Annotated in this window: 7 protein-coding genes; 5 read left to right on the forward strand and 2 right to left on the reverse strand. The window is 45.6% G+C overall.

All coding sequences use genetic code 11. From position 1 onward, the window contains the following. Window positions 1-277 precede the first annotated feature (277 nt). Both ACW12G_RS05365 and proC read left to right on the forward strand, forming a co-directional pair. Window positions 278-922: a deoxynucleoside kinase gene (locus ACW12G_RS05365; protein WP_019041830.1), complete on the forward strand. Its 645-nt coding sequence runs from the start codon at window positions 278-280 to the stop codon at window positions 920-922. Between the two features lie 46 nt (window positions 923-968). Then, entirely contained in the window at window positions 969-1,736 is a 768-nt protein-coding gene (gene proC, locus ACW12G_RS05370; RefSeq protein WP_182055650.1) for a pyrroline-5-carboxylate reductase, read from the forward strand. A 55-nt stretch (window positions 1,737-1,791) separates the two neighbouring features. Here proC and ACW12G_RS05375 read toward each other — a convergent pair whose 3' ends face one another. Next, window positions 1,792-3,021 carry an aminopeptidase gene (locus ACW12G_RS05375; protein WP_029509499.1) on the reverse strand — a complete coding sequence of 410 codons (1,230 nt, stop codon included), beginning with the start codon at window positions 3,019-3,021 and terminating at the stop codon, window positions 1,792-1,794. 179 nt (window positions 3,022-3,200) lie between these two features. Between ACW12G_RS05375 and ACW12G_RS05380 the strand changes: the two genes are divergently transcribed. The 3 genes from ACW12G_RS05380 to ACW12G_RS05390 are packed head-to-tail and all read left to right on the forward strand — an operon-like array spanning window position 3,201 to window position 6,259. After that, window positions 3,201-3,938 carry a GH25 family lysozyme gene (locus ACW12G_RS05380; protein ID WP_068853067.1) on the forward strand — a complete coding sequence of 246 codons (738 nt, stop codon included), beginning with the start codon at window positions 3,201-3,203 and terminating at the stop codon, window positions 3,936-3,938. After that, the gene (locus ACW12G_RS05385) at window positions 3,935-4,936 is read left to right on the forward strand and encodes a Gfo/Idh/MocA family protein (protein WP_455647449.1); all 1,002 of its coding nucleotides are present in this window, start codon (window positions 3,935-3,937) and stop codon (window positions 4,934-4,936) included. Before ACW12G_RS05380 ends, ACW12G_RS05385 begins: the two co-directional genes overlap by 4 nt. A 3-nt stretch (window positions 4,937-4,939) precedes the next feature. Continuing rightward, on the forward strand, window positions 4,940-6,259 hold the full coding sequence (locus ACW12G_RS05390) for a DEAD/DEAH box helicase (protein ID WP_455647450.1): 1,320 nt from the start codon (window positions 4,940-4,942) through the stop codon (window positions 6,257-6,259). A gap of 58 nt (window positions 6,260-6,317) precedes the next feature. Here the strand turns inward: ACW12G_RS05390 and ACW12G_RS05395 are convergent, their stop codons facing one another. After that, window positions 6,318-7,520 (reverse strand): hypothetical protein, encoded by a 1,203-nt coding sequence (locus tag ACW12G_RS05395; RefSeq protein ID WP_455647451.1) that lies wholly within the window; start codon window positions 7,518-7,520, stop codon window positions 6,318-6,320. Window positions 7,521-7,711 lie beyond the last annotated feature (191 nt).

The raw sequence follows: 7,711 nt of genomic DNA on the forward strand, positions 1-7,711 counted from the left end.
GAGCAACGGACTCTTAATCCGTGGGTCCAGGGTTCGAGCCCCTGACTGTCCACTAACTAAAAGGCGATACAGAAATGTATCGCCTTTTTTTATTGTGATTGTCGGGTTGATCATAAAAAAGTAAAATGAATATGGGCTTAAGTGCTGATTTACCGCGGGTTAGACGATGTTTCAGGTGCTTACTGGCCAGCATGATGACCATAATTTTGCTGACCCAACCGCATGATTTTTGATATACTAGACTAGTACGTAACTGAAAGAAATTAGGAGAATTGGCATGATTGTATTATCAGGCACCATCGGCGCCGGCAAAACAAGTTTAACAGAAATGTTGGCTGACCACTTGGGGTCAAAGGCATTTTATGAAAGTGTTGATGATAATCCGATTTTGCCACTATTTTATGAAAATCCAAAGAAGTACGGCTTCCTATTACAGATTTATTTTCTAAATAAGCGTTTAGCCCAAATCAAAGCAGCACGTGCTACGGGGATGAGAAACATTTTGGATCGTTCAATCTATGAAGATGCGTTATTGTTCCAATTAACAGCTGATCTTGACCGCGCAACGCAAACTGAAGTCGATATCTATAAGTCTTTGGTGGATAATATGATGGCGGAAATTGCGGGTGTTGAAGACGTTAAAAATCCGGATTTGCTCATTCATGTGCGCGTCAGCTTTGATACTATGTTGGCACGGATTAAAAAGCGTGGCCGTTCATTTGAACAAATTGATGAAAATCCAGATCTTTATGACTATTACAAAGAGTTGAATAAGCGCTATGATGATTGGTTTGATGCCTATGATCGTTCACCAAAGGTGCAAATCGATGGCGACCGTTTTGACTTTGTAGCAGATGCTGAGGCACGAGCTAAAGTCTTAGAGATGATTGATAGTAAGTTAGCAGAAGTTCAAGACAAATAGTGACGATGGGCCATTTGGCTTGTCGTTTTTCAATAGGAGAAGGTATATGGCAAAGTACGGATTTATTGGCACGGGCAACATGGCACAAGCGATGATAAAAGGGCTATTAGCACGCCAAGTGGCACCGGCAGACATTGCCGTATCATCACCACATACAGCTGCAAAATTAGCCCAAGAATGGGGTGTACAGGCTTTGCCGGCTCAGCAACTAATTCAAGCAAGTGACGTGGTTGTTTTAGCTTTCTTGCCGAATCAATTAGCAGCAGTTGTCAACACGTTGGACTTTGGGGATAAATTAGTCGTTTCTGTGTTAGCTGGGATAACCGTTGACCAACTGGTCGCAGCGACGGGGACAACGCAGGTGGTACGGACGTTACCGAACATTAACGTGGCGATTAATCAAGGCATCACAGCCTATGCCAAAGCGTCATTGACAGCGGCTAACGATACCGCCTTTCAGGCGTTTTCTGACCAACTCGGACAAGTTGTTGCCGTACCTGAAGCGGAATTTGCGGCTTTCTCAGCCGTAGCTGGTTCAGGGCCAGCTTACGTTTTCAAATTCATTGATGCCTTGGCCAAAGCAGGGGTTGAAAATGGTCTGTCAGCTGAATTAGCAACAGCCATTGCCACCCAAACGGTCGCTGGCTCAGCACAGCTGTTAGCAGTCTCTGGGCAATCAGCGCAAGCGATGCAAGATACCGTTGCGTCACCAGGCGGTTCAACACGTGCTGGGTTAGATGATTTGGCGCAACAACAATTTGATGCTGTTGTAGCACATGCTATCAAGGCAACCGTTAACCATAAACATGCATAATGGCACAAAAAAACCGCAAAATATTTTTGCGGTTTTTTATTGCGGTGACATAACGTTAAGCCCAATCACCATTTCGGAAGACGGGCACAGTTTGGCCGTCTTGGGTGATACCATCGATGTTCATATCGGCAGAACCAATCATGAAATCAACGTGTACATCTGAGATGTTCCAACCACGTTGAGCAAGGACTTCAGGTGCTTCAGTCTTACCACCGGTAATGTTTGAATTATAGGCTGCACCAAGGGCCAAATGGTCTGATGCATTTTCATCGAACAAGGTGTTGTAGAACAAGACACCACCTTGGGCAATAGGGGATGGATCTGGAACCAATGACACTTCACCAAGTGACTTGGCACCATCGTCAGTAGCCAATAACTTTTCCAAAACGTCTTGCCCCTTCGTCGCAGTGGCCTTCACAATGCGCCCATTTTCAAAGTCAAGGGCAATGTTTTCGATGACATTACCTTGGTAAGATAGTGGCATTGTAGCGGCAACGTGTCCATCAATGTGACGGTTATCGGGAGCGGTAAACACTTCTTCTGTTGGCATGTTCGGGATGAATACGTTACCGGCCTTATCTTGTGACAAGGCTGCTTCCCAAATGTGACCTTCGGCAAGACCAATTGTAAAGTCAGATACGGCATTCTTATAGCGTAGTGCTTTAAAGTTTTGGGCATTTAGCCAGTCGGCTTTAGCTTTTAATGTTTCAATGTGATCTGTCCAGTTAGCGATGGCGTCTGAGTCGTCATCCACACGAACGTCCTTTAAGATTTCTTCCCAAAGACGTTCAACGGCTGCTTGACCTTTAAGGTCAGGGAAGACTTTTTCTGCCCAGGCTTGACCGGCAGCAGCAACAACGAGCCAAGAAATATCATCTTTCATCGTAGCATCGCGGACACGATGCAGCGCTTTTTGCGTTGCTTTTGTATAAGTTTGCAAGCGGTCGGCATCAACACCAGCCAAACCGTCCGGATCTTGTGAGACGAGTGAAATCCGTGATGCGTACTTGTCCATCAAGGTGTTGGCCTTAAGGACCTCATATTCAGGGACGTTTTCAAGTCGATCGATTGGGGCATGGCTCAAAAATGACTTGGTAATGGCTTGATCTGACCATTCCATCACCACTTCGCGAGCGCCGGCTTCATAAGCGGCCGCAACAATTTTACGTGCAAAGTCAGCTGATTCAACAGACGCATATAAAATAATCGTTTGGCCAGGTTGGACATTAACGCCACGCTTGACAATCAATTCGGCATATTTGTTGAGTTTGGTTTCTAATGACATCGTTTTAGTGTGTTAGATGACAGGTATTCTAACACGTTCCTCCATAAAATTTCACAATATAATTATTATCTCATGAAAAAAGGCGCACGACAAGATAAAGCCGCGCAATAGCGACTTTGTGATATAAGCTTAATGTAATTGGCAGGCGCAACAGGCATAAATTTTGTATAATGGATATTATGACGAATGATGCGGCAATGAAACAAAAAATAAAAACAAATAACTGGTTGATGACGATAACGTGGCTAATTGTTATCGCTGGTATTTCAGCGACGGTTGCGGTGTGGTTGTTGGCTAAGCCAGTGGCAACGCAAACTCAGGCAACACCGGAAGGCTTTGCCGTGCAGGGCGTTGCGATTAACCAAACGTCAGGTTATGTTGATTATGGTAATTTAGCCACTAATGGCATTGACTTTGCCTATTTGCGTGCGACGACAGGGACATCATTTTTTGATGATGGCTATCAATCAAGTTATAGTCGTGCCGAGGCGGCAAAATTAAAAGTGGGTGCCATTCAAGTTTTTGATAACAGTATTGATGCGGCTGATCAAGCGCAATATTTTATTAGCCATGTTGCGGGTCATGTCGGGGAACTACCAATTGCCGTGTATGTGACCAACGATCAAGTAGCCACGCAAGCAAGTCAATCACGATTGGCCAGCGTGATTCGGTTACTGGCGGCGCATTATGATAAGTCCGTTGTGATTTATACCACGCCAGCCGTGAAAAAGAAGTTATCCGGTACGATCCATCAGGCCAATTATTGGCTCATTGAAGATAATACGCGGGATCGGGCAGCCGACAATCAATTTATTCAATACAGTGAAGATCACACCATTGGCACAGGCTTAAAGGCTATCAAGATGCCAACCAGCGTGTTTAACGGGACAAGAAAGCAATTCGAGGCGATAAAATGATACAACTAGGAACGATTGGGACGAATTGGATTACTAAAATGTTTATTGAAGCGGCGCTTCAAACTGGTGAGTATGAGTTGACGAAAGTTTATTCAAGGCGCCAGGCCGGTGGGGAAGCATTTGTAGCCGAACTGGGGTTGGAAAATGTCGATGTTGTCACAACTTTAAGTGACCTCTACACAGACCTTGACGTGGTCTATATTGCGTCACCAAATGCCTTGCATTTTGAACAGACGAAAGTGGCCATCCAATCTGGTGTGCATGTGATTGTGGAAAAGCCAACCACGAGCAATCCAACAGAATTTGCTGCGATTGAGGCGTTATTGGCCAACCACCCAGATGTGCGTTATTTTGAAGCGGCCCGCCATGTGCATCAACCCAACTTTAAGATTATCCAACAGGCCATGGGTGATTTGACGCAGTTACAAGGGGCAACGTTGGTTTATCAAAAGTATTCCTCACGCTTTGATGCCTACTTAGCTGGTGAAGAACCCAACGTTCTCACGTGTGAATTTAGCGCAGGTGCTTTATATGATTTGGGTGTTTATCCGATTTATGCAGCGATTGCTTTGTTCGGGGCACCACGTGCCGTGCAGTATTTGCCAATCCTCTTAGCTAACGGTGCTGATGCCCGTGGGGTTGCCAACCTCTTTTATGATGACTTTAATGTCACCGCAATTTTTGGAAAAAATGCCAATTCCTACCTATCAAGTGAAGTTTATGGCTTGAAAGAAACTATCTCGACAAATAACATTGCTGAACTCGATATGGTGACTTTCCATGATGGTGAAGGGCACAGTACCGACATTGGGGAAAGTCCTGATGCTAATCCGATGGTACGTGAAGCACAAGACTTTGCGGCCATTATGAATGACCCCGTTGGTCACCATTTGCAGTATACGCAGTGGTTCCAACTTGCTAAACAAGTCAACCAAACGTTGTTTGACTTACGTTCGTCGGCTGGGATTGTTTTCCCAGCTGACCAGAAAGAAATGTAATTTATGCCAATTAAACCAGCGCTACAAGCGCAATTTGAACAACAATTTAAAGCCCAAACACCCATTCAAGCTGCTGTTTGGGAGAAGTTAACGCAGGGCGACAATATTTTCGGCCTAGCGCCAACTGGAACAGGGAAAACGTTAGCTTTTTTGCTGCCAATTCTTAGCCGAATTGACCCCAAAGTTAAGCAGACACAAGTCTTGATTTTCGCGCCAAGTCAAGAACTCGCCATGCAAACAACTGCTGTGGCTCGGGAATGGGGCGCTTTGGTCGATGTCTCGGTGACCAGTTTGATTGGTGGTGCCAATGGTCGCCGTCAAGCAGATAAACTCAAAAAAGATAAGCCACATATTGTGGTGGGGACATTAGGTCGTGTATTGACGATGCTTGATGGTGGTGCCCTAAAACTTAATGGTTTGCAAACCGTTATTTTCGATGAAGCAGACGCTATGTTGTCAGATGAACGGCGTGACAGTTTGCAAGAATTAGCAGATCAATTACCAACAGACGTTCAACTTGGCCTGTTTTCAGCAACCTCTGGGGTTGATTTGAAATATGTCGCCGACACTTTTGGCCAAGAAGTCCGACCCGTATCAGTTGGCACGGATGCGCCAGCAGCGATTACGCATGAATTTCAATATGTTGACCAAAAGGCCAAGGCTAGTTTGTTGATTCAACTAGCCCGTAATAAGCAACAAGCTTTGGTGTTTTTTAATACGATTAGTGGCTTGGTTAATATGCAGGCGACGCTACGTCACGCGCATGCTAGTGTGATGAGTATTGGCAGCAATGACAAGCGACAAGTGCAGCGTGCAGATGCGTTACGTTTATTCAAAAAAGGCGAAGTGTCGCTGCTTTTGGTGACAGATGTCGCCGCACGTGGCTTGGATATTGAAGATTTACCATTAGTCGTGAACGCACAGTTACCACAACGGAAAAAAACATATATTCATCGCGCTGGTCGTACAGGCCGAATGGGTAAGCCAGGCCGCGTGTTAAACTTGGGTAATGACCATGATATTCGTGATTTGAAACGCGAATTGGGGGATGATTTTGTTTTGGTGAAAGCTGCTAACACATTTGCCGATGCGAAGCAGGCGACAGCGCAAAAAAGTACCGCTGCGATCAAGGCTGCACGCGTAACTGCGCCAACTGATCAGGCAGGACACCAAGCGTCGGGCCAAGCGGCCAAACCAGTGACGCAACGTCCGACAGCTCAGGCGAAGATAGTACCGGTTGTTGAAAAGCCTAAGAAGAAAAAACGCTTAAAGGCATCCAAAGATAAGGGAAAGCCAAAATGGGCTAAAAAGTCGGCCGAGTAAGCCACATATCAAAAAGGTCACAGCTAATCATCAAGCTGTGGCCTTTTTTTAATACGACTCAAGGGATGAGGTGTTGGAAAAGGGGTGTGTTCGGAATTTCAATTGATTTATGCAACGTGATGGGGGTATCATTGGCATTCGTCGTGTTAACAGTATAGTCGTAACGATAGTAGTTCTGACTTAAAGTGGCAGCATCGACATCTTTCGCATTTGGTGGCGTGATGAATTGATAGTGGCCAGGATTTTGTATGCTGTTATAGGGCGTGGCGATGAAATTGTTTTGGGCATCAAAAGTGAATTGATAACGGGTCGCGCCACCAGGTAGCATATTGAGATCAGGTAAAAAGGTTTTCGCAAAGATATGTGCTGTCGATCCCCAAAGGACGATACGATACGTGCCGTCAGGCATTTTAATGCGAGTTGCGATATCACGTAAATTCACAAACGCCAGACCAATCGCCTGGCCTTTATCATCTGTCGCATCGGTGTAAATTTGGCCATCTTTGTAAATGACCCAACCAAACCCATTCCAAATGAGCTGGTCGTTGGTGGCCCCCTGCCAGATGACGGGTAGCGTCACTGAAGCGAGTTGACCAGTGTCATCGGGAATGGCCACAGTGGTCGTCCCCCAACTGATATGGTTACTTTTAAAAATCAGATTAGGATTGGCCGGTGAATGATACGTTGGCCCATCGTTTAACCAGGCAATGGCGATACCGACAGCATTAATTTGGGCGGTAAGTTGGGCAATTGTTTGTGCTTTCAATTGTTGCATCAACGTGGCTAACGTTGGCTGTTGTGTCGGATCCCCACCTGCATCCAGATAGGCAGCGCGGATGGCCGACTGGAGATCGGTGTATTTATTTTGCCAATCTTGACTGGTTGCGCTGGCGGTTTTAAGTGCCGTAATGGCATTTAAAATCACTGGGCTGAGTTTATCGCTATCCAGCACTTGCCCATTCTGGTCAGTGAACGGATTATCGTTTGGTGGGGTAACGTAATATTGCGACAAATCAGGAATATTTAACGCCGTGGCAGTTGCCATAATAACTTGGTAGCGGTCGGTGATAGCAGCAGCAAGGACACTGTTATCATGAGCCAATTTGGTCATCGTATTGTTATCCTGTGACAATGTGGCTTGTGCGGTGTTGAGGGCTGATGTGAGCTGTGCGTTGTCTGCTTGACTGCTGGTTAATAAGTGCTTTATCCGCGCAATATTATCATTTAATTGCGCAATACCGGCAGTATTTAAAGGACTCACCCCCCAAAAAATAATAGGTAGCTGAGACAGTCCCAATCAGCACCGCGAGGGCGGCCATGAGGGTGACAACAATTTTTGTGCTTTTGAACATCGTGCGATTTCTCCTTTTCTGTGTGCACTGTGCAAAAAAAGCTATCAGTCGATAGCGACTGATAGCTTTTTTTACGCAATGCTTAAGGATTAGCTGTTGA

The sequence above is a fragment of the Leuconostoc sp. genome (assembly GCF_965300815.1).